General features: G+C 58.1%; 24 protein-coding genes. 12 read left to right on the top strand and 12 right to left on the bottom strand.

Annotated features, from left to right (window positions below; translation table 11 throughout):
- Positions 1-88: 88 nt before the first annotated feature.
- The 3 genes from xseA to I6J28_RS09905 are packed head-to-tail and all read left to right on the top strand — an operon-like array spanning position 89 to position 1,989.
- The gene (gene xseA, locus I6J28_RS09895) at positions 89-1,330 is read left to right on the top strand and encodes an exodeoxyribonuclease VII large subunit (protein WP_204609616.1); all 1,242 of its coding nucleotides are present in this window, start codon (positions 89-91) and stop codon (positions 1,328-1,330) included.
- 21 nt (positions 1,331-1,351) lie between these two features.
- Complete coding sequence (locus tag I6J28_RS09900; RefSeq protein WP_204609618.1) at positions 1,352-1,621, top strand: exodeoxyribonuclease VII small subunit; 270 nt, start codon at positions 1,352-1,354, stop codon at positions 1,619-1,621.
- Positions 1,621-1,989: a hypothetical protein gene (locus tag I6J28_RS09905; protein ID WP_204609621.1), complete on the top strand. Its 369-nt coding sequence runs from the start codon at positions 1,621-1,623 to the stop codon at positions 1,987-1,989. The genes I6J28_RS09900 and I6J28_RS09905 overlap by 1 nt, the downstream gene beginning before the upstream one ends.
- Here the strand turns inward: I6J28_RS09905 and I6J28_RS09910 are convergent.
- On the bottom strand, positions 1,973-2,542 hold the full coding sequence (locus I6J28_RS09910; RefSeq protein ID WP_200435108.1) for a DUF4245 domain-containing protein: 570 nt from the start codon (positions 2,540-2,542) through the stop codon (positions 1,973-1,975). The genes I6J28_RS09905 and I6J28_RS09910 overlap by 17 nt on opposite strands.
- Before the next feature lie 188 nt (positions 2,543-2,730).
- Here I6J28_RS09910 and glpX point away from each other — a divergent pair, with 188 nt between their 5' ends.
- From glpX to I6J28_RS09930, 4 genes are all read left to right on the top strand, one after another.
- Positions 2,731-3,744 (top strand): class II fructose-bisphosphatase, encoded by a 1,014-nt coding sequence (gene glpX, locus I6J28_RS09915; RefSeq protein WP_204609622.1) that lies wholly within the window; start codon positions 2,731-2,733, stop codon positions 3,742-3,744.
- 85 nt (positions 3,745-3,829) lie between these two features.
- Positions 3,830-5,230 carry a class II fumarate hydratase gene (locus I6J28_RS09920; protein ID WP_204609624.1) on the top strand — a complete coding sequence of 467 codons (1,401 nt, stop codon included), beginning with the start codon at positions 3,830-3,832 and terminating at the stop codon, positions 5,228-5,230.
- Positions 5,231-5,404: 174 nt separating this feature from the next.
- Entirely contained in the window at positions 5,405-6,028 is a 624-nt protein-coding gene (locus I6J28_RS09925; protein WP_204609626.1) for a TetR/AcrR family transcriptional regulator, read from the top strand.
- A complete protein-coding gene (locus tag I6J28_RS09930; protein WP_204609628.1) occupies positions 6,022-7,590 on the top strand; it encodes an MDR family MFS transporter in 1,569 nt (522 codons plus the stop codon). Before I6J28_RS09925 ends, I6J28_RS09930 begins: the two co-directional genes overlap by 7 nt.
- A 310-nt stretch (positions 7,591-7,900) precedes the next feature.
- On the opposite strand, the gene I6J28_RS09935 is transcribed toward I6J28_RS09930, so the two are convergent.
- The 4 genes from I6J28_RS09935 to I6J28_RS09950 form a co-directional block, all read right to left on the bottom strand.
- The gene (locus I6J28_RS09935; protein ID WP_239228015.1) at positions 7,901-8,470 is read right to left on the bottom strand and encodes a GNAT family N-acetyltransferase; all 570 of its coding nucleotides are present in this window, start codon (positions 8,468-8,470) and stop codon (positions 7,901-7,903) included.
- A 78-nt stretch (positions 8,471-8,548) separates the two neighbouring features.
- A complete protein-coding gene (locus I6J28_RS09940; RefSeq protein ID WP_204609632.1) occupies positions 8,549-9,913 on the bottom strand; it encodes a PhoH family protein in 1,365 nt (454 codons plus the stop codon).
- 184 nt (positions 9,914-10,097) lie between these two features.
- Positions 10,098-10,739 carry an LGFP repeat-containing protein gene (locus I6J28_RS09945; RefSeq protein ID WP_204609634.1) on the bottom strand — a complete coding sequence of 214 codons (642 nt, stop codon included), beginning with the start codon at positions 10,737-10,739 and terminating at the stop codon, positions 10,098-10,100.
- 146 nt (positions 10,740-10,885) lie between these two features.
- Positions 10,886-11,560 (bottom strand): LysR family transcriptional regulator substrate-binding protein, encoded by a 675-nt coding sequence (locus I6J28_RS09950; RefSeq protein WP_204609636.1) that lies wholly within the window; start codon positions 11,558-11,560, stop codon positions 10,886-10,888.
- A 71-nt stretch (positions 11,561-11,631) separates the two neighbouring features.
- On the opposite strand from I6J28_RS09950, the gene I6J28_RS09955 reads away from it, so the two are divergent.
- Positions 11,632-11,961: a DUF5997 family protein gene (locus I6J28_RS09955; protein ID WP_023021891.1), complete on the top strand. Its 330-nt coding sequence runs from the start codon at positions 11,632-11,634 to the stop codon at positions 11,959-11,961.
- Here I6J28_RS09955 and glyA read toward each other — a convergent pair.
- Positions 11,958-13,241 carry a serine hydroxymethyltransferase gene (gene glyA / locus I6J28_RS09960; RefSeq protein ID WP_204609638.1) on the bottom strand — a complete coding sequence of 428 codons (1,284 nt, stop codon included), beginning with the start codon at positions 13,239-13,241 and terminating at the stop codon, positions 11,958-11,960. The two genes, I6J28_RS09955 and glyA, sit on opposite strands and share 4 nt — an antisense overlap.
- A 118-nt stretch (positions 13,242-13,359) precedes the next feature.
- On the opposite strand from glyA, the gene coaA reads away from it, so the two are divergent.
- A complete protein-coding gene (gene coaA / locus I6J28_RS09965; RefSeq protein ID WP_204609640.1) occupies positions 13,360-14,286 on the top strand; it encodes a type I pantothenate kinase in 927 nt (308 codons plus the stop codon).
- A 3-nt stretch (positions 14,287-14,289) separates the two neighbouring features.
- Here the strand turns inward: coaA and I6J28_RS09970 are convergent, their stop codons facing one another.
- Genes I6J28_RS09970 through mca form a run of 3 tightly spaced genes read right to left on the bottom strand, consistent with a single transcriptional unit; the run spans position 14,290 to position 16,284 of the window.
- The gene (locus I6J28_RS09970) at positions 14,290-15,066 is read right to left on the bottom strand and encodes an isoprenyl transferase (protein WP_150850761.1); all 777 of its coding nucleotides are present in this window, start codon (positions 15,064-15,066) and stop codon (positions 14,290-14,292) included.
- A 12-nt stretch (positions 15,067-15,078) separates the two neighbouring features.
- Entirely contained in the window at positions 15,079-15,390 is a 312-nt protein-coding gene (locus tag I6J28_RS09975) for a hypothetical protein (RefSeq protein ID WP_204609642.1), read from the bottom strand.
- 3 nt (positions 15,391-15,393) lie between these two features.
- Complete coding sequence (gene mca, locus I6J28_RS09980; protein WP_204609644.1) at positions 15,394-16,284, bottom strand: mycothiol conjugate amidase Mca; 891 nt, start codon at positions 16,282-16,284, stop codon at positions 15,394-15,396.
- 95 nt (positions 16,285-16,379) lie between these two features.
- Here mca and I6J28_RS09985 point away from each other — a divergent pair, with 95 nt between their 5' ends.
- The 3 genes from I6J28_RS09985 (at position 16,380) to I6J28_RS09995 (ending at position 17,812) form a co-directional block, all read left to right on the top strand.
- Entirely contained in the window at positions 16,380-16,850 is a 471-nt protein-coding gene (locus I6J28_RS09985) for a DUF4307 domain-containing protein (RefSeq protein ID WP_204609646.1), read from the top strand.
- Positions 16,851-16,970: 120 nt separating this feature from the next.
- The gene (gene greA / locus I6J28_RS09990) at positions 16,971-17,492 is read left to right on the top strand and encodes a transcription elongation factor GreA (RefSeq protein WP_005323614.1); all 522 of its coding nucleotides are present in this window, start codon (positions 16,971-16,973) and stop codon (positions 17,490-17,492) included.
- A 41-nt stretch (positions 17,493-17,533) separates the two neighbouring features.
- On the top strand, positions 17,534-17,812 hold the full coding sequence (locus I6J28_RS09995; RefSeq protein WP_204609648.1) for a thiamine biosynthesis protein X: 279 nt from the start codon (positions 17,534-17,536) through the stop codon (positions 17,810-17,812).
- A gap of 43 nt (positions 17,813-17,855) precedes the next feature.
- Here the strand turns inward: I6J28_RS09995 and I6J28_RS10000 are convergent, their stop codons facing one another.
- The 3 genes from I6J28_RS10000 to I6J28_RS10010 form a co-directional block, all read right to left on the bottom strand.
- Positions 17,856-19,346 (bottom strand): hypothetical protein, encoded by a 1,491-nt coding sequence (locus I6J28_RS10000; RefSeq protein ID WP_239454594.1) that lies wholly within the window; start codon positions 19,344-19,346, stop codon positions 17,856-17,858.
- Positions 19,347-19,740: 394 nt separating this feature from the next.
- Positions 19,741-20,469, bottom strand: a complete 729-nt coding sequence (locus I6J28_RS10005) for a DUF3558 family protein (RefSeq protein ID WP_204609650.1) — start codon at positions 20,467-20,469, stop codon at positions 19,741-19,743.
- 364 nt (positions 20,470-20,833) lie between these two features.
- Positions 20,834-21,604, bottom strand: coding sequence for a Bax inhibitor-1/YccA family protein (locus I6J28_RS10010; RefSeq protein WP_204609652.1), 771 nt, complete (start codon positions 21,602-21,604; stop codon positions 20,834-20,836).
- Between the last annotated feature and the right edge of the window lie 35 nt (positions 21,605-21,639).

The following is a 21,639-nucleotide window of genomic DNA, read 5'->3' on the forward strand; positions in this document are numbered from 1 at the left end:
CTTTCTGGCTACCCCGAGCGGGACAATCAACTGCGCTGGCCCCTAAACTAGACGGAAGAACACGGCAGACTGAAGAAAGGGAGGCTGTGTGAATCAACCGGCAAATACACCGGATACTCCCTGGCCCGTTGGCAAGGTCAATGACCAAGTCAAGGGCTGGATCGAGCGCCTGGGTTACCTGTGGGTAGAGGGTCAGTTGACCCAAATTAACTTCAAGCCCACCTGGAAGCTGTCCTACCTCACGCTGCGTGACGTACAGCAGGAAAAGTCCGTGCAGTTAACCTGCCCATCATCGATGCTGCAGTCATTATCGGCGCCACTAAAAGACGGCGACCGCGTCATTGTCCATGGCAAGCCAGCCTTTTACGCGGGACGCGGTTCCTTTTCGCTGTGGACCACCGAAATTCGTCATGTAGGCATTGGCGATCTGCTTGCTCGCATTGAAAAGCTGCGCCAACAGCTGGCTACTGAAGGCCTTTTCGATCCCGCACGCAAGCGGCCCCTCCCCTACCTGCCACACAAAATTGGGCTGATTACCGGCCGCGGCTCGGCTGCAGAGCGGGATGTGATGGCGGTAGCCCATGACCGCTGGCCAGCGGTGCAGTTCCGCGTCCTCAATACCGCGGTCCAGGGTGCGAATACCGTGCCTGAGGTTATTGATGCGCTCCAGCAGCTTGATGCGGATCCTGAAGTCGACGTCATCATCATCGCCCGTGGCGGCGGCTCCGTGGAAGATCTGCTGCCTTTCTCGGAAGAAGCACTGCAACGCGCAGTGGCTGCGGCCGGCACCCCGGTAGTCTCTGCCATTGGCCATGAGCCGGACAGCCCGGTGCTCGATAACGTCGCCGACCTGCGCGCTGCGACGCCTACCGACGCCGCCAAGCGCGTCGTGCCCTCTGTGACAGAGGAGCGCGCCATCGTCGCAGAGGCTCGCTCTCGCATGGCGGCCGCGCTGCGCGGCTGGGTGGAAAGGGAACGGCGCGGCCTCGACAATATTCGTTCCCGGCCTGTCATGGCGGACCCAATGACCCCTATCCGTGCGCGCCGCGAAGAGGTAGAGCGCACCCGCGCCACCATGCGGCGAGAAATTGAAGTCATGGTGGAGCGAGAAACCCGCCACGTGGAATCGCTGCGCGCCCGCGTTTCGGCCTTGGGTCCGTCGGCGACTCTCGCCCGCGGGTACTCCATCGTCCAGGTAGTGCCCAAGGACGGCTCCGGGCCCGAGGTCGTCACCTCTTATAAGCAATCCCCACCCGGCGCACAGTTGCGCATTCGCGTAGGCGATGGATCTATTACCGCAGTTTCTATGGCCTCCCAGGCCGCCGATTAATCACCAGACGAGGAGAAAATCATGTCCGAGGACACCATTGGTACCGGCCAGCCAGGCCAGGATGCTTTTACCCCAGTAGAAGAATTGAGCTATGAGCAAGCTCGCGATGAACTCATTGAAACCGTCAAGATTCTCGAGCTCGGACAAATGGGCTTGGATGAGTCGCTGAAATACTGGGAGCGCGGGGAGGCGCTTGCCCGTGCGTGCGAGGCGCACCTCGACGGCGCGGCGAAGCGTGTGGAAGACGCGCTCGATCGGGCCGAGGACGCAGACGCTGAAGGAGACGAGTAGTGCAGATTTATGGGTATCCAGGCGAGCGCGTGGACTTTGTATCGAAATCCGCGGCCGCCGGTTCCATCATGGCGGGAGACTCCCGAGAATTCGTAGAAGAATTCTTCGGCCCTGCGCACACCCGCGACGATAATGAGGTGAGCTACTTCTCCCAATCTGTGGTGCTGCGCTTTACGGACGACAAAGTACGCGAGATTGCCATTTATCCGCAGCGCTCGCAGCGCGAGCGCATCGATGTCTTTGCAGGAAAAACACGCCTCAGCGGCCTAGATTCGCAGGCCCTAGCTGAAGTTATCGCCCAAGCCGGCGACGGTCTTAGCGCCACCGCCGCGGAAGAAGGCTTGGGCGAGGTTATTTTTCGGCTATAGGTGCGGCGTCGATAAACGCAGCGGTAGCAGCCTCAAAGTCACTGTCGTCCGCGGCGCCGGAGATGATGAGACGGGCATCGCCCAAATCCGTAACCCACAGGCGGCGCACGGAATCATCGTCGCTTTCTAGCACCCGCACTTGGTGGCCCTTGACCTCGCGGGCGGATTCAATGCCGCGGTAGTTGGCATCGTACGCCTCGCCTGCCTTATCGGCCGCGACCTGCGTTTGTGTAGACTCCACAAACCCTTGGTCAGCGGTCACCCAGCTGACCACGGTGGCATTCTCGCCGCCCATATCTACGCGGCGGGCAGCATTGGCCTCCCAGCCCTCCGGCATTTCGGGATTGCGAATAGCACCGACCCCTGCGCGAGCCTGGGTGTCTAGGAAGGTTTGTTCATCCACTTCCTGCACCGCTCCCTGCTGGGTTTCGGAGTTAATTGAGCACAGGCCGGTCGCTCCCACGGCGAGCAGCATCATAATCACCACGACGGCGAGGGACAGGGAAATATCCTTCGCGCCTTCAAAAATCTTTGGTCTTTCTTCTGCAGCCACGCGCCTTAGTATCGCACGGCCTGCTTTCAAAAAGCCACACGGCCCCTTTTGCTCCGAAAGATCTGTCAATCCCCCACAAATGGGGCGCAAAATCGAACCCATTAGAGCAAAAAAGTGCGAGAATGGAAAGGTAGAGCATCAAGGGGAACACCCCTCGATGAGAAAACTATGGAAGGCAACCACTACACATGTCCGAAAATACGTCTTATCTTCCTGACCGCAACCTGGCAATGGAACTGGTTCGTGTCACCGAGGCAGCAGCACTCGCTTCCGGCCGTTGGGTAGGCCGCGGCCAGAAGAATGAGGGCGATGGCGCGGCGGTCGACGCCATGCGCAAGCTCATCAATTCCGTAGCGATGAACGGCGTCGTTGTCATTGGTGAGGGCGAAAAGGATGAGGCCCCCATGCTCTTTAACGGCGAAGAGGTAGGCACCGGCGAGGGTGCCGCCATGGATATCGCCGTAGACCCGGTCGACGGTACCCGCTTGATGGCGGAAGGCCGCCCCAACGCCATTTCTGTCATTGCGGCTGCCGAACGCGGGACCATGTATGACCCTTCCGCAGTCTTCTACATGGAAAAGATTGCCGTTGGCCCCGAGGCAGTTGGCGCTATCGATATCAACGAGTCCGTGGAATGGAATATCCAGTCCGTGGCAAAGGCGAAGAATATTCGCCCCTCCGATCTGACGGTGGTGGTCCTTGACCGTCCTCGTCACGAACAGCTCATCTCTGAAATTCGCGCCGCAGGCGCCAAGGTGCGCCTCATCATGGATGGTGACGTGGCTGGCGCCATCGCCACCTGCCAGGATTCGAACTCCATCGACATGATGATGGGCATCGGCGGCACCCCAGAGGGCATCATCACCGCCTGCGCTATGCGCTGCATGGGCGGCGAAATCCAAGGCAAGCTGTGGCCGAAGGATGAAGAGGAAGCAGAAAAGGCCCGCGCCGCCGGCCACGATTTGGACCGCGTTCTCACCACTACTGATCTGGTCTCCTCTGAGAACTGCTACTTCGCCGCCACCGGCGTGACCAATGGTGACATGTTGCGTGGTGTTTCCTACCGTAATTCCGGTGCTACGACCCGCTCGCTGGTTATGCGCTCCAAGTCCGGCACCATCCGCTACATCGACTCCATCCACAAGCTGTCCAAGCTGCAGGAGTATTCCGTCGTGGACTACAACACGCCAACCAAGAAGTAGGGTTCACCCCCGAAGGCGGCCCTTCTTTTAGATCTCCGCCATACTGGAAAGCACACACTACCCAATTAACTGAGGTGATCTTCACATGACTGAATACCGCATTGAACATGACACCATGGGCGAAGTTAAGGTTCCTGCAGATGCCCTGTGGCGTGCACAAACCCAGCGCGCAGTGGACAACTTCCCGATTTCCGGCCGTGGCCTGGAAAATGCACAGATTCGCGCCCTTGGCCTGCTCAAGGCAGCCTGCGCTCAGGCAAATAAGGCTTCCGGCAAGCTGGATGCGGATAAGGCCGATGCCATCATTGCTGCCGCCACTGAAATCGCCGAGGGCAAGCATAACGACGCCTTCCCAATCGACGTATTCCAGACCGGTTCCGGCACCTCGTCCAATATGAATACCAATGAGGTTATCGCCTCCTTGGCACATAACAATGGCGTGGAAATTCACCCGAATGACCACGTGAACATGGGCCAGTCCTCTAATGACACCTTCCCCACCGCTACGCACGTGGCTGCTACGGAAGCTGCCGTTAATGACCTCATCCCGGGTCTGAAGGTCCTCCACGAATCCTTGACCAAGAAGGCCAAGGAATTCGCCGATGTGGTCAAGGCCGGCCGCACCCACCTGATGGATGCCACCCCGGTTACCCTGGGCCAGGAATTCGGCGGCTACGCCCGCCAGATCGAGCTGGGCATTGAACGCATTGAGGCCACCCTGCCACGCTTGGGCGAGCTGGCCATCGGCGGCACCGCCACCGGTACCGGCCTGAACACCTCCGCAGACTTTGGTGCCAAGGTCACCGAAGAGCTGAAGAAGCTCACCGGCGTGAAGGAACTGAAGGAAGCAGAAAATCACTTCGAGGCCCAGGCAGCCCGCGATGGCTTGGTGGAGTTCTCCGGCGCCATGCGCTCGATTGCTGTATCCCTCAATAAGATTGCCAATGACCTGCGCATGATGGGCTCCGGCCCGCTGACTGGTCTGGCCGAGATTCACCTGAAGGACCTGCAGCCGGGTTCCTCCATCATGCCGGGTAAGGTCAACCCGGTTATCCCTGAGGCCGTCACCATGGTGGCGGGCCAGGTGGTGGGCAACGACGCAGCCGTAGCCTTCGGCGGCGCCCAGGGCCACTTCGAGCTCAACGTCTTCATCCCGATGATGGCGCGCAACGTACTCGAGTCCGCTCGCCTGCTGGCTAATGCTTCCCGCGTCTTCGCCGATAAGTGCATCGATCACATCGAGGCCAACGAGGAGCGCATGAAGCACTTTGCGGAGTCGTCCACCTCCATCGTGACCCCGCTCAACTCTGCCATCGGCTACGAGAACGCAGCTAAGGCAGCAAAGCACGCCCTGCACGAGAAGATCACCGTCCGTCAGGCCGTTATTGACTTGGGCTTCGTCGACGGCGAAAACCTCACCGAGGAAGAGCTGGATAAGCGCCTCAACGTGCTGAGCATGACTAACCGCGACCGCGATAACTTCTAAGTACTCGCCGCACCGCCACCCCCGCCCGGGCAGGACTCGGGCGGGGTTTCGCATGCCTGGGGTAAGGGGGCGTCGGCAAGCGCTATGGCATAGCACACATTAGAGGAAACGCACCTCTAAAATCACCACTTTTGCACTTGGTGCAAGTTTGCACCGAGTGTAAAGTTGCATGGCGTGCAAGAAGAATTATCACTACGCGAGCAGAAGCGCCTCGAGACGCGCCTGCGCATTGAGGATGCCGCCACGAAGCTGGTGGATGAACAATCCTTTAGCGCGGTCACGATTGAGAGGATCTGCGAAGTAGCCGGTATTTCTCGGCGCACCTTCTTCAATTACTTCGACTCTAAGGAATCCGCCGTACTAGGTGCTCCAAGCACCGAGTTTACGGAAGAGATGCGGGAATTCTTCCTCACTGAGCCAACGACCAGCATGGTAGGACTCGTCCTCCAGTTGGTCAGGCAGCATATGGAAGGCCACCACATCAACCCGACCATCCGGGACCGCCGCAAGCGCATCTCTAATGATCCTGATGCGGCCGCGGCGGCAATAAGCCGGAAGCGGGCAAAATCCATTGAGCTTATCGATCTCATTGAAGAACGCCTCACCACAGAACCGGAGCTTCGCGTCCTCGATAACTGCTCCTCGAGCACCGAGGCGATGCTCATCGCCGGCCTCGTCCGCGAAGCACTTTGGCTTGCGATGGCATCCCCCGACGCGGATTGCAGCAAGGACCTCCACGCGCGACTCGATACTTCCCTCACGCTAATAACAGATTTTATGAAAGGAATGCGATGGTAGATACGGCTACTAAAGCCCCCTCGCAGGGCCAATCCCGAGCCGATAACCTCGGGCTTATCTTCTCGGCTTTGATGCTCACCATGCTGATGAGCTCTTTGGGCCAAATGATCTTCTCTTCTGCTCTTCCAACCATCGTTGGTGAGCTTGGCGGCGTCGACCACATGAGCTGGGTCATCTCCGCCTTCCTTGTCACCATGACCATCGCCATGCCTATTTCCGGCAAGCTGGGTGACATGCTAGGCCGCAAGTGGCTCTACATCGGTGGTATCGCCACCTTCGTCGTGGGCTCTACCCTCGGCGGCTTTGCTAACTCCATGACGCTGCTGATCATCGCCCGCGCCGTGCAGGGCTTTGGCGCAGGTTTTATGATGATTTCCTCCCAGTCCATCATCGCCGAGGTCACCTCCTCCCGTGAACGCGGCAAGTTCATGGGCATCATGGGCGGCGTCTTCGGCCTGTCCTCGGTTCTCGGCCCCGTCCTCGGCGGCTGGTTCACCGACGGCCCAGGCTGGCGCTGGGGCATGTGGATGAATATCCCGCTGGGCATCCTCGCCATTATCGTGTGCACCCTAGTGCTGCACCTGCGCGTGGGTGATGCCGATATGAAGCGCTTTGACTGGCTTGGCGCCACCTTCATCGCCATCACCACCGCTTCCCTTATCCTCATGACCACCTGGGGCGGCACCGAGTACGAGTGGGGCTCTTCCATGATCCTCACCTTGGGTGCCATCACCATCATCGGCGCCATCATCACCGTCTTTGTGGAGTTGCGCGCTAAGGAACCGCTCATCCCGGTTCGCCTGTTCAAGAACCGCAACATGGCCCTGACCACCCTCTCCGGCGTGGTACTTGGCCTGGCAATGTTCGGTGTTCTGGGCTACATGCCTACCTACCTGCAGATGGTGCACACCCTGACCCCAACCAAGGCGGGTCTCATGATGATCCCAATGATGGTGGGCCTTATCGGCACCTCCACCGGCGTAGGCTTCATTATCGCCCGCACCGGCCACTACAAGGTCTACCCCATCATCGGCCTGGCGATTACCGCCGGCGCCCTGTTCTGGATGTCCCACCTCTCCGTGGAGACTTCCCTGAAGCAGTTGGGCTGCGAGTTCCTGGTCTTCGGCATCGGTCTGGGCATGGTTATCCAGGTCCTCGTGCTCATCGTCCAGAACTCCTTCCCGCTGTCCCAGGTGGGTACGGCTACCGCGGCGAATAACTTCTTCCGCCAGATCGGCTCCGCCCTCGGCGCTTCCCTGGTCGGCTCCATGTTCATCCACAATATGCAGGATGAGATGGCCACCCGCATGCCTGAGGCTTTCCAGAAGATGGGACCGGAGGGTGCTGCCTACGCGGAGAAGTTTGGCGATGCCAATGGCGGTGCCAATAGCCTCACCCCGGATTTGGTTGCATCCTTCCCCAAGCCCATCGAGGAAGCCATCCTCAACTCCTACAATGACGGACTGACCCCGGTCATCGCCCTCATGGTTCCGCTGGTTATCGTCGCCCTCATCCTCCTCCTGCCACTGCGCGAGGAGCGACTGAAGGAAACGATTGACTAATATCACCTTCACCTGCAGAAATACAGGCCACTAGCCGGGAGCTGCATGCCCTGCGCGATGCATTCCCGCTTGCCGACGCCCCCATAGAATCCGCCCTTGGATATGCCCCGGCGCCCTCCAAGCGGCGTTGCAAATCCAGGCCGGCCCCATCGAGGTGTGGCGCAAGCCCGCGCGCACGGTGGGCCGATATGCCCCGCCCTAGGCGGGGCATTTTTATTGCCGCTCCCCTGGTTCTAAGGCCTAAACAAAAAGCCCCTGCCATCGTTACCACGAGTGTGGTACGAGCAGGGGCTAGTATGCGCCGGGGAAGCTACCGCTTCTTTTCCTCCGGCTTGGGCAAAAGCAGCTCATATACGTCGGTGTCGCGCCACTGGCCCGCAAGCTCGCCGTAGGTCATCTTTGCCATGTGCGAGTAGGTACCCACTTTCACGAAGCCGCGCGACTTATGCAGCCCCGCAGAACCTGCATTTTCAGGGAAAATCCATGAGTGGATGGCCCACTTGTGCAGGTCTTGACACACCTCAATCAGGCGGTCCAAAAGTGCGCCGCCGATACCGCGGCCCTGCGCCTCGGTGCCTAGGTAGATGGAATCCTCCACTACTCCGTGGAAGACGGTGCGGGTAGATACAGGGGCCGCAGAAACCCACCCCAGGACCTTTGAATCATCATCTGCTTCAACGGCCACATACACCGAAGGCATGATCTTGCCGGCTTTGAATTCTTCAAAGGTCAGGGATCGGGTCTCATAGGTAGCGTGCCCAGTATTGAGCCCCTGTTCATAGATCTCTCGCATCTGCGGGTAATCCGCCGCGGTGAAGGGGCGGATGCGGAAATCTTTCTTCTTGTCGTCCGAAGACGTCTGCTTGGCGTTCTCGCTCATATACAACATTATTACTGGGACATGCCCAGCTTCGCCACGCTGTACACATAAAGATCACCCAACGCGAACGAACTTGGCCTAGTTGCCGCCTTCCAATAGGTCAGTAACGAGCTCCGCAATGGCCGAGCGCTCAGAACGTTGCAGAGTAATATGTGCAAAAAGCTCGTGCCCCTTGAGCTTTTCAATCACTGCTTGGACTCCGTCGTGCCGGCCCACGCGAAGGTTATCGCGCTGCGCCACATCGTGAGTAAGAACTACTCGCGAGCCCTTCCCCAACCGGGAAAGCACAGTAAGCAAGACGTTTCGCTCCAAGGACTGCGCCTCATCCACGATGACAAAAGCATCATGCAGCGAGCGACCGCGAATATGCGTTAGCGGCAAGACCTCGATGAGGCCGCGTTCGTGCACCTCTTCCATGACGTTGTCAGACACCAAGCCCTCCAAGGTGTCATAGACCGCCTGCGCCCACGGGTTCATCTTGTCCGATTCCGTGCCCGGTAGGTATCCCAGCGACTGCCCGCCAACCGCATACATTGGGCGGAAGACCACAATGCGCCGGTGCTCGCCGCGCTCGAGCACCGCCTCCAAACCGGCGCACAGCGCAAGTGCCGACTTGCCGGTGCCGGCGCGGCCACCGATGGAGACAATTCCTACGTTTGGGTCCATCAGCAGGTCCAAAGCAATACGCTGCTCCGCGGAGCGTCCCTGGAGGCCAAAGGCATTGATATCACCACGTACGAGCTCGACCACGCCATCAGCACTCATGCGCCCCAGCGCGGATTGCGCACCTGCCGCCAAGGTCAAGCCGCAGTGCACTGGCAGCTCCTCCACGGCGGTACCCTTTTCCGTTTCGACGCCGTCTAGCATGACTTCCCCATCACGATAGAGGGCATCGATGACATCAGAGCTGGTTTGTACCGTCGCCATTCCGGTATAACCGGTCAAGACTACGTCCTGGGCGTGATATTCATCCGCCTGCACGCCAACCGCGCCGGCCTTTACGCGCAGGGGAACGTCCTTCGTGACCAGCACGGTGTCCTTCCCCTCGTGTGCAAGGTTAAGAGCGCACGCCAAGATGCGGTGGTCGCCTTCTGGCCCGCGGAATGCGGTAGGCAGCAAGGATTGGTCTTGATGGTTCAATTCCACGCGCAGGGTGCCGCCATCGACGTTGACGGGAACCGGCTGGTCTAAGGCCTCATAGGTAGCGCGCAGCTCCTCCAAAAAGCGAAGAGCTTGGCGGGCGAACCAGCCAAGCTCTGGGTGATGACGTTTTCCTTCCAGTTCAGAAATAACTACAACGGGAAGGACCACATCGTGTTCTGCAAATTTGCGCAGGGCCCAAGGGTCAGACAGCAAGACCGAGGTATCCACTACATAGGTCTTGGTAGCGGCGGTGTTATCAGTAGTGGCTAGCGGAGTAGAAAGTACAGAGGGACGAGACATGATGGCAGGGTTCTCCCTTAGTGTGCGGTAGATCAGACTTCTTCCGAATCACCCCGAATCCCCGGGGTTGCCACCCAAAGTAGGCACCGAAGGTTGAAATTACATGGGTGCAAGATGAACATTAAGAAAACGAAAAATCCCTCCGCAGCACATGCTGCAGAGGGAAAAGCTCTAAAGTAGCTTTTTACTTCTCTACGGAAGAGGTGAACTTGCCGCTCTCGTCCTGGATCCAGGAGATAACGCCATCGTCGAACTGCTGGGTCCAGCCCTTGCCCTGAGCAGCCTTTTCCTCAGCAGCCTTAGGCAGGCCTACCTCAGAGTCCAAGCCGCCCTGCTCCTTCCAGGTTTCAGCAATCTTGCCGACGATAGGCTGAGCGCCCTCATCGTCGCCGAAGGTCAGCAGGTTGCCGTTATCGAAGTTAGCGAGGAACTCATCGTCGTCACCCTGCTCGATGCTCTTTACGTCGCCCCACTCAGCCTTCTTCTCTTCAATAGCGGAAGCGAAATCAGCCGGAACATCTACGTCACCGTTAGCGGTAGCGATGGACTTGGTAGCGCCGCCCTTGTCGTCAGCGTCATCCTTGTCGTCGGCATCTTCAGAGTCAGATGCTTCTGCATCCTCAGAATCGTCCGCGTCATCAGCGTCATCATTGGAAGTAGCCTCAGCAGCAGCGGAGCCAGCAGCGTCGGTAGCGTCTGCTGCTACGGAGCCGGCGGAATCCTTAGCGTCGTTAGCTGCATCCTCAGCATCGGAGCATGCTACGAGAGCTACGGACAGGGTTGCGGCTGCAAAGCCACCTGCGATACGACGGGTCATCTTCTGCATTACTGCATCATCCTTTCATCGAGAAAGTAAGTTAATCCTAAATTTATTGTTAAATCGTCCTTTATGACGAACAAAGCCCACCGTAACGACGACTCCCAGCTGGCGCCACCCGCTCAGACAGGAAGTAGACAGCAAACAGTAAAGGCCTACCTACGTTTGCGCTGCTTAGGGGCCTTCTTTTTCTTTTGTAACGAATTGTTAACGTTTCTCCGCGCTTGCTTCGCCTTCGCCTTTTCCCTGGCGCTGCGTTTCGGCTTCTCTTGGCGGGAGGAACGGGCCGTGCGGCCCTTAGCGACGCCCACGAAGTCCTGAATTGCTTCCCCGTCATCGTCCTTGCGCCACACCAATGCAATCTCCGTCACCGGCACGGACTCGTCCTTAAGGCCCAACGGCACCACCTGCTTTTTACTCAGGACCTTCAGCAGGGGCCGCGGCGCAATCGCGATACCCACATTGGCCGCCACTACCTGCAAGGCGTCGCGGACGGCGGGGACATCGACAAGCCCGGAATCGGCGAGGCGGTAGTTGAGGTGTTCATCGGCGACGTCGGCAAGCGCAAGCTCCTCGCCCACCTCCGCATAGACCGAGTCTTTGGGAACGGCAATGCCAGGGGCCTCTTTATAAAGTCGCACCACATGAAAGGTGTCATCCACCCGCGCATCCGGCAAGCGCGCAAGAGCTAGGTCCACCTCGCCGGCTACCAGCGGGGCAAGCGCATCGTCCGCATCAACGGTGTACAAGCCACCATGAGCAGTATTTTCCTCGAATCGGCGGAACCACTTTCCAGGCTCTGTGCCGGTGGCAAAAGCTAAGCGCAGCATAGAGGACAGTCTACTGAAAGTGCTACGGTAAAAGCGTGACTGAAGAACAAAAGCAACCATCCGGCACCGCCATGCGTGCCCAAACCGCGGCGAAGAAGCTAGGTATCTACCTGCCCGCCGCGCCGGACGAGTTCCAAAATAGTGCCATTAGCCACGAAGAGCTGCGCGAACTGCAGCATAACCCACCCGAGTGGCTGCAAACTTTGCGCCGCGAAGGGCCCCACCCCCGCCCCGAGGTTGCCCATAAGCTGGGTATCTCTGTTACCGCGCTCAAGAAGAACGATATGGATAAGCCGCTGACCACAGCGGAAATCAATCAGCTCCTCCAAGAGCAGCCGGAATGGCTCCAGCAGGCCCGCGCTACCATGGCGCAGGCCCGTGGCCATGAGGTGAAGGACTAAACCAGCTTCCAGTCCTCGAGGCCCTCATACAGCGGGTAGTGCTGGGCAATCTTGTCCACGCGAGCACGCAGGGCCTCCACATCGGCATTCTTGCCCTGGACCAGGGCGGTGCCGATAATATCTGCAACCTCGGTGAAGGCCTCGGCGTCGAGGCCGCGGGTTGCCAGCGCAGAGGTACCAATGCGCAGGCCGGAGGTGACCATCGGTGGACGCGGGTCATTCGGCACGGCATTGCGGTTAACGGTAATGCCTACCTCGTGCAGCAGATCCTCTGCCTGCTGTCCATCCAATTCGGAATTGCGCAGGTCCGCCAAGACCAAGTGCACATCGGTGCCGCCGGTCAGCACGTCCACGCCAGCCGCCTTGGCATCTTCTGCAGTAAGGCGCTCTGCCAGAATGCGAGCACCCTCCAAGGTGCGCTCCTGGCGCTCCTTGAATTCCTCGGTAGCAGCAATCTTCATAGCAATGGCCTTGGCAGCGACCACGTGCATCAGCGGTCCGCCCTGCTGGCCCGGGAAGACGTTGGAATTGATCTTCTTGGCATAATCCTGCTTGGCCAAAATCATGCCGGAGCGCGGGCCGCCCAGGGTCTTGTGCACGGTGGTGGACACGATATCCGCGTGAGGCACTGGGCTCGGGTGCAGGCCCGCCGCCACAAGACCCGCAAAGTGGGCCATATCTACCCACAGGTAAGCGCCGACCTCATCAGCGATTTCACGGAAGGCCGCGAAATCCATGGTGCGCGGGTAAGCAGACCAGCCGCCGATAATCACCTTCGGCTTTTCCTTCAGCGCCTGCTCGCGCAGCTTATCCATGTCCACACGCATGGTCTCTGGATCCACCTCATAGGCAGCGACATCATAAAGCTTGCCAGAGAAGTTCAACTTCATGCCGTGGGTAAGGTGGCCGCCGTGAGCCAGGGACAGGCCCAAAATCTTGTCGCCCGGCTCAGCGATGGTGGAAAGCACCGCTGCGTTCGCCTGCGCACCGGAGTGCGGCTGAACGTTGGCGAATTCCGCACCAAAGAGTTCCTTAGCGCGGTTGCGGGCTAGGTCCTCCACGACGTCGACATGCTCGCAGCCACCGTAGTAACGGCGACCCGGGTAGCCCTCGGCGTACTTGTTAGTGAGCACGGAGCCCTGTGCCTGGAGCACGGCGCGAGGCACAAAGTTCTCAGAAGCGATCATTTCCAGGGTTTCGCGCTGGCGGGAAATCTCTCCCTGAATTGCGCCGAATACGTCCGGAGCGAGGTCGCGGAGGTCAGAGGTAAAAGAAGCCATAAAGGTGTGGTCCCCTTCTCAAAATCAAGCGGTATGGGATGCTGCATATCTTATCGTGCCATGCACCCTTAGGGGGCATACTTTTACCCACGGATTATGCAAGTGCGACAATAGAGCCATGGCGCGCACATTGGATTCGAGTCCTTACCTAGATTTTGACCGCGAGACCTGGCGTGAACTGCGTAAATCCATGCCTCAGGTGCTCACGGAAACCGAGGTGGAAAAGCTTCGCGGCCTAGGAGACCGCATCGACCTAGACGAGGTAGCTGATGTCTACCTTCCCCTCTCTCGCCTCATCCATATGCAGGTCATGGCACGCCAGCAGCTCACCACGGCTACCGAATCCTTCTTAGGCAATCCTCCGACGCACGTTCCCTTTGTCATCGGTGTGGCCGGCTCCGTGGCAGTGGGAAAATCCACCACCGCCCGCCTCCTCCAGGTGCTCCTGCAACGCTGGGAGTCCCACCCCAAGGTGGCGCTCGTGACAACCGACGGCTTCCTCTTCCCCACCAAGACTCTCAAGGAACGCGGCCTCATGCAGCGCAAGGGTTTTCCGGAATCCTATGACCGGCGCGCACTCCTCCGCTTTGTCACGGACGTAAAATCAGGAAAGCCATTTGTCAAGGCACCGCTTTATTCCCACATCACCTATGACATTGTGGACGGGGAATACCAAGAAGTTCACCAGCCCGACATCCTCATCCTGGAAGGGCTCAACGTGCTACAAACGAGCCCCACGTTGACCGTGGCGGACCTCTTTGATTTCTCGGTCTACGTTGATGCCCGCACCGACGATATCGAGCAGTGGTATATCGACCGCTTCCTTACTCTGCGCCACACCGCTTTCCGCGAGCCCAACGCCCACTTCTCTTCCTTCGCAGACATGAACGATGAGGAAGCCCGCGCCCAAGCCCGCGAAATTTGGCAGTCCATTAACCTGCCGAACTTGGTGGAAAATATCCTACCCACCCGTGTGCGAGCCTCCCTCGTGCTGAAAAAGGGCTCGCATCACCTGGTAGAACAGGTGCGGATGCGCAAGCTCTAGCGCCTACTTACCAAAGCGGCGCGAACGTTGGGAGTAATCCCGCAAGGCGCGAAGAAAGTCCACCTTGCGGAATGCTGGCCAGTAAGTATCCGTGAACCAGATTTCGGAGTACGCGGCCTGCCACAGGAGGAAGCCCGACAGGCGTTGTTCACCAGAGGTGCGGATAACCAAATCTGGGTCCGGAAGACCCTTGGTGTACAGGTGCTCCCCAATGGATTCTGCGGTGACGCGGTCCGCCATCTCAGCTGCGGTAGTTCCCTTCTCTGCTTCCGCGCGCACCAAGTTCTGCACGGCGTCCACAATTTCTTGGCGCCCGCCATAGCCCACCGCCACATTGACGATGACACCCGTATTGTCCTTGGTTTCCGCTGCCGCCGTCACCATGCGCTGGCGAATATCATCCGGGAGTAGATCGAGGTGGCCGACCAAGCGCACCTGACAGCCGACGTCGCTATGGGATAGGTGCGTGACCACATCCGAGATGATGTCAAAGAGCAGCTCTACTTCCTGCTCGCTGCGCTTCAGATTCTCCGTGGACAGCAAATAAATGGTGACCACTTCGATATCGGTATCGCGGCACCACGAAATCATCTCTCCGATTTTCTTCGCACCTTGGCGGTGACCATGGCTGATATCGGTGAAACCAGCCTCACGCGCCCACCGACGATTGCCATCGGCCATGATGGCGATGTGCTTAGGCTGCGGCTTGCCCTTGATCAGGCGCGCCAGCCGCGCTTCATAAGCTGGGTAAGCCAGCTGCTTGAGAGAACTCACGCTCATCAGTCTATCCGCCTAGAAAATGGACTTCTTGCGGTTATCGTAAATGCCGGCTTCCTTCATCGCCTCATCCACGGCTTCCTCATCGAACGGATCGATTCCGTGATCCTCCGCAAACATCATGCGACGACGAAAGCGTGAGTAACGGCGATGGAAATTCCAGCCTGCAAACAGCACCGCAACTCCCATAAGCGCCAAGATCAGTAGACCGATGGGCGAAGCTTTGCCAAATTCAGGGCCCATTGGGCCTCCTTCGGCGCCTTCGGTTCCCTGGGCGAGTACAAATACGTCATGTGCGGCAAGCACGAAAGAGCCATACATGCTCATGTCTTAGGCCTCCTCTTTCTCTTCGATGCCGGCGAAGAGGTCATTTTCTGGCAGGGAGGTAGAAACGCGAGTCTTCGCCAGCTCGAACTCCTCGGTGGGCCAAAGGCGCTGCTGTACCTCCACCGACGTCGCCAAGAAGGCACCCGCCGGATCGATCTGCGTAGCGTGCGCCCGCAAGGCCTCCTCGCGATTGCTGAAGTAATCCGCGCATTCCACCTGGGTGGTTACACGCGCCATGATATCGCCAAAAGTGGTGTCCCAGCGCGCCAGCATCGGCCCATAGGGGCTGGTATTCCCCTCTTCTAATAGCAAATCATGGAACATCTTCATGCGCTGGTAGACGAAGCCGTGCGAGTAGTAGAGCTTCAGCGGCTCCCACGGCTTACCCAGCTCTGGGTGATACTCGGCATCGCCCGCCTTCTCCCACGCGATCATTGAAGCCCGGTGCACCATAAGGTGGTCTGGGTGCGGGTAGCCACCATTTTCGTCATAGGTAACAATGACGTGTGGACGAAATTCTCGGATAACCTGGACGTATTCCTGCGCAACGGTGTCATCCCCCAGCAACGCAAAACAGCCCTCCGGCAGCAATTCCTCCATAGTCTTGCCTTCAACCGGATCCGGCAATCCGGAATCAACGTGGCCCAGCCAGCGATGTTGTACGCCCAGCGCCCGCGCAGCGTTAGCCATCTCTTCCCGGCGCACCTCGCCCATCTTTTCCTTGATTCCCGGGCGATCCATGGCGGGGTTAATCACATCGCCGCGCTCGCCGCCGGTACAAGTCAGCACCAAAACCTCATTGCCTTCTGCGGCATAGCGCGCGGTGGTTGCAGCACCCTTAGATGATTCATCGTCTGGGTGCGCGTGGATAGCTAGTAGGCGAAAATCGCTCACTGAAAATCCATCCCCTTATTAATCTAGGTTCTTTGAACAGATGATTATCCTAGTAGATAATTGGAAAACCATGGTCCTCGACTAGAGTGGAAGCCATGACTTCCGCCGGAAAATCTCGCCCAGCCGCCCGCTACGGCTCCCGCGGCTCCTCTGAAAAGAACTCTGGTAGCTGGACTAATAAGGCGCTGGTGCTTATCTTTGTCGCCATTTTTATTGCACTTATTTTCTTCGGATTCCGGTATTTCCAGGAAAAGGAGCGGGTGAACGCACAGGTGTCCATCGTGACCCAGGAGGTTTTGAGCGATGATTCCACCCGCGTTTGGGTCGATGTCACCCGCAATCACACCGATGAAGATGCCTACTGCATTGTCCAAGCCTATGACTATTCCAAGGCCGAAGTAGGCCGCCGTGAATTCCCTGTTCCCGCGGGCGGAAACGAAACCCAGCGCATCGCTGTCGACGTCCCAACCAACGCTCGTGCCGTAGCTGGCGGGGCCTATGGTTGTTCCGGCAATATCCCCGAATACTTGGATATGGATAACCCTGACTACGCGGAAAGCCGCTAGCCGCGTGTGCTAGGATTTGTAGCGCCTAGAACTGGATATATGCCCAGTTCCACTTTTACCTATAGCCCCAGGGATTAGCAGGGGCTTTGACCACAATTCCTATCTACAGAAGGTTGCAGAATGGCTGAGCAGCAAAAGCAGTACATCACCCCAGAGACCAAGGCGAAGCTCGAGGCCGAGCTGCAAGAGCTCATCGACCACCGCCCAGTAGTCGCGGCTGAAATCAACGAGCGCCGTGAGGAAGGCGACCTCAAAGAGAACGCCGGTTACGACGCCGCACGTGAGATGCAGGACCAGGAAGAGGCCCGCATTAAGCAGATTTCTGAGGTTCTTGCGAATGCCACCACCGAGCGCGGTGCTGTTCAGGAGGGCGTTGCCCACACCGGTTCCGTAGTTCACGTTTACTACAACGGTGACAAGGACGATAAGGAGACCTTCCTCATCGGTACCCGCGCCGCTGCTTCCGATAACAAGGACCTAGAAACCTATTCCGAGCAGTCCCCGCTGGGCGCTGCCATCCTTGGCGCACAAGAGGGCGAGACCCGCGAGTACACCGCTCCGAATGGCAAGACCATTTCGGTCACCATCGAGTCCGCAGCGCCGTATGATTCTGCTAAGGCCGCTGCACCACGCGAGTCCTAAACTTTTAACCACTTACCACTCTGGAGAAAGAGCACATCCCCATGAAGAAGTTCTCCCGTTTCGCCGCCGCTGGCCTGGTCTTCACTGCTGGCCTCTCCCTCGCTGCTTGCCACCCACCGAACCAGCAGGATTCTGATTCCAAGGTAGAAAATGCCTCCACCTTCACCGGTGAGGCCCCGATGCAGAAGGACGCTGAGACCAGCTCTTCCGCACCCGAGACCGTTATTGAAGAGGAAGCACCTGTAGTCGAGTCCGGTGTTCCAGAAGAGCCAGCGCAGCCGCACGTTAACGGTACCGCCACCGAACTGCCACAGCAGTAATAATGCTTGAAGGGCCGAGGGATATCCTCGGCCCTTTTTCATGCTATTTTTCTGGGTCCACTTCCCGCACCCAATCCCCGATGACACCGGGTACGACAGCGGGCGGCTCCCCCAAGAGGTCGCGCTTATTCGGGTCCCTTTCGACCTGCGTGGTGACGGACTTTACGCGCTTTTTCTCACTGTCTTTACCTCCGCGCATCCCCATCATTGGACCATAGGCTCGCGCCCCTCCGGTGGAGCGGCCTGCATTGCCACCGCGCGCTGCCGCGGCACTTTCACCGCCGCCTGTTCCATGACCAAGGCTGCCACCTACGCCGGGCCGCATGCCCGCACCAGCCCCGTTTCCTGCACCGCTGCCAAGACCAGCACGCATGCTAGAACCGCCGCCGAGTGCATTGCCATGGCCAGCGCGCACGCCTGAACCGACACCGGCGTAGGGCGCCCCGGCTCCGCGTCCAAGGTGCAGGCCCGACTGCGCTCCTCTTCCGGCGCGCACCACATCGGCGCCGCCACCTACATTTCCTGCAGCGGATCCAATTCCGCCTCGTAGCGACTGACCGCCGAGTACGCCGCGGCCCGCGTCCGCAGGCCGTCCGGCTGCCATCATCGGCGCCATCCCAGAATTGGCGGATTGCGCTGTAGCTACCGGTGCCATCGCACCGCTGCTATTAAGTGCGCCTGCATGTGCTCCTGCGGCAACCGGATGCGCTGTACCACCAGGAACCTGCCCCATCGCCCCGTTAGCCGAAGCGACACTCGGCACGGACGCCCCTTGGGTGGACACCTCATTCCCACCGATGGCTACTTGGTCTCCCAGACCAAGCCTTTCCAGCGCATTCCTGCCGCTAGTATGCATCTGCTGGTGAAAATCATTAATTTCCTGTGGGCTCATCCCCACCGCTTCCAGCCCGTCCACATTGCCATTGACGACGTCGAAGTTCCCCGGCCCCAACTCACCTCGCGCAATCGCTTCCGCAATCTTCTTTGGCCACACCACGGCATCGGTGGTGTAGCGCTGCCCATCACCATCAACTCCGGCGAGGCCGGCGTCGACACCGCCGCCTCCCGACGCCGGCGATTGTTCCATCAGAGCGTGCTGGTACGGCATTGCTTCTACCGCGAAGCGCTGCAGGTCAGGTTGCAATGCGGCCAATGCGGCCTTTTCCGCAATTTCGCGCTCGACCGGTTCTGGAATGGCCATCACTTCCATCGCCATGGCCATCGCAGTCGGCTGCATGCCCATCAGCTTGGCGTGGAATCCGGTCAGTTTCTCCCCCATGACCTTGGCATTTGCTACAAAGTGGCTTCCCGACGCCGCCACTTCCCTAATCTTGGCCGCCGCTCTCGACGTGGCTTCGCTGTCGTTCTCGCTTTCCAAAGACCCAGCTGCTTCCTGCAACCCGCTAACGATATCGTCGACTTCCGACGCCAACGAGCTCCACCGCGCATTCGCCTCCGACACATTCCAAATCTGCGTCGACATCAGGTCGGTAGCAAGCTTCACAATGTCCGTACCAACATTCACCACCGGCATGGAAAACCCAAATGGGCTGTACCCCGGCTCCGGCTGGTTCATAATCGGCATCGACTCAATGCCGATATCTCCACCCGCATCCGCGATCTCCATTCCCCGACTATTCGCGTCCTCCTGCGACTGAAACCCTCGGGCCTCCCGCCCCAAAGAATCAGACAGCCACTCGACCTGTGCCGCGAAATTCAATAGCGATTGCTTGGCTGATCCTGGGTCACTGTCCAACACACGTTCATGGACATCTCCTACGTGATCAATTCCTGGTACCGATGAAAAACTTGCATCTAACGGGCTATTGACATTGCTCCTTAACTCCTGTGATCTACGAAAAAGATCCCCGATGCTGCTCGTAGTTCTGCGAATGTTTGAAATGCTTACGCGCATTACTCCCCCAATTTTAGCTAAGCTGATTTATTAATGAGTCTGTAAGATTGCACCGCTCTTCAGTGGTTGACTGGCTACCAATATCATTTACGCTGACGATTACGGTTCCCCGTTCAGTTAACACGTATCCGTCACACTGGGTTCCTCCGAAAATTTCCGATCTATAGATCTGTATTTGTTTCCCTTCCACCCCATGACTTTTTTGCTGCAGTTCCTCATTCAAATTCAACGCATCTATTGAATCCGAATCACTGGCCATCGAGACAAGAACACCCGCCGAAAAGTTTGACCCACTCGATTCAAAGTTGCAGAAAGTGCTCCCCGAATCCCTACGATAATCAAGTGGCCTTGGCTTCAACCCAATACCTTCTATTTTGTTACTCGGAATCTCCGTACACGGATCAAAAAGCTCGAAGCTCGGGTCTGCCGGATCGAATTCCCCCAGTGGCGGTAGGACGCCGGAAGTGTCTTCCGACCCCGTGGCGCCGGCCTCCCCCGGTTGGCCGGCGCCGCCCGCATTCTCCCCGCCATTGGTGTGTGCCGTTTCCCCCTGATTGTCGTGCACATCATCCCCCGCGTCCCCGTTGGTTCCCCCTGCACCGTCGGTCGAACTAATGCCGCCAGCCTCGTCCACCTTGGTGGTCTCCTCTGACGCGCTCCTCGTACCGATGTCCGCAACGCAGCTGCTCAGCATAACGGTGCTGCCGACCATCAACGTTGCTACGGTGACCTGACGCTTCACAACAATCCTTCGCGCACTCACTTCCTGACGAGAGGAACAGGAAAAGTGAAACAGAGAACTTTTCACTTCATATTTCCCGTTCCGGTACACAGCATGCATGAGGCACCCAGATTTTTCTACGCAACCGCAAAGGTTAACGGCAATTTAACAAAATTATTTGTCCCATATGTCACACCCATCACGTCTAAAGGGCGAAATTTCCTGCTCATGAGCTGTATCATCTCTTGGAGTGGTTTGGTAGACCAAATGAAGGTTAAACCCTCACTTTATCCCCCAGCACTACCCCAGAAATTACACGTTTGTAAGCGAATTTTCGGCAACAAAAAGGCCCACACCGAAGTGCGGGCCAATACAAAAGAGTCAGTTAGTCTCGCTGGAAGTAGCTCAGCAGACGGAGAATTTCAGTGTAGAGCCAGACCAAGGTCACAGCGAGGCCCAGAGCAACACCCCACGCGTTCTTAGCGGGAGCACCAGCGCGGATCATGCGGTCAGCCTGATCAAAGTCGGTCAGGAAGGACAGGGCACCAAGAACGATGCAGACCAGCGAGAAGATGATGGCAATCGGACCACCATCGCGCAACGGATTGAAATCAAAGAAAATCGCGCCCAAGAAGTTAACAAGCGCCATGACAGCAACGCCAGCGATCAAGCCGAAAAGGATCTTGGTGAACTTCGGGGTCACCTTCACTGCGCCAGTCTTATACACAATCAGCATGCCGATAAAGACACCGATGGTGCCGACAATCGCTTGACCAATGATGGCCATGCCGCCCTCGCCCTGGAAGTTGACATTGGCGAACATCAAGGAGAAGCCGCCGACAAATAGGCCTTCAAATACGGCATAAATCAGGGTGACTGCAGCAGAACCCCACTTCTTACCAAAAGAGGCAACGAGCACGGTAATGAAGCCACCGATACCACCGACCAGAGTCAAGGCCATGGCGATACCTGGGCTCACTAGCATTCCCAAGGCGAAGTTGATGGCTGCGGCGACAATGATGACGCCGAGGGTAATGCCCGTCTTGGTCACTACATCATCCACGGTCATGGGACGAGTAGATGCGTCCGCATAACCAGGATTTTGGCGGCTACTATTTTCGGTCAGAGAACTCATTACCGGATTGCTTGAACGCACGGTTGTCCTTTCTAAGAGAGGTGCAAATTAGCTAT

Origin of the sequence: Corynebacterium tuberculostearicum (assembly GCF_016894265.1) — a bacterium.
In the GTDB taxonomy this organism is placed as follows: Bacteria; Actinomycetota; Actinomycetes; order Mycobacteriales; family Mycobacteriaceae; genus Corynebacterium; species Corynebacterium tuberculostearicum_D.